The sequence below is a fragment of the Streptomyces beijiangensis genome (assembly GCF_017315755.1).
GTDB classification, from domain to species: domain Bacteria; phylum Actinomycetota; class Actinomycetes; order Streptomycetales; family Streptomycetaceae; genus Streptomyces; species Streptomyces beijiangensis.
Genome location: NZ_JAFLRJ010000987.1, coordinates 1 through 262, shown reverse-complemented (window position 1 = coordinate 262; position 262 = coordinate 1). Strand labels below are relative to the sequence as shown.

The 262-nt window shown below is 68.7% G+C and carries 1 pseudogene; it reads right to left on the bottom strand.

Annotated features, from left to right (window positions below):
- A pseudogene (locus tag J0695_RS40210) lies at positions 1-167 on the bottom strand (aromatic amino acid lyase); the annotation flags it as partial.
- Positions 168-262 lie beyond the last annotated feature (95 nt).

Here is a 262-nt window from a genome sequence, read left to right as displayed (position 1 = left end):
GCCTCGCTGTCCGCCAGGAAGGGCCTGAGGCGGGTGAAGGCGGGCTCGTTGAGTGCGGAGAGGCGGGAGGTGGAGAGCCGGGCGACCTGGGTGACGGCGAGCCTGAAGTGGTCCAGAGCTAGGGCGAGTTGGGCCATGTAGAAGCCGCCGTGATGGTACGCCGCCGATCTGCTGGAGCGGACCATCGCCGTCGAGATCAACGCGGCCGCCGAGAACCCGCTGATCCGCGCCGATACTGCGCTGAATCAAAGCCCGGCGGCGT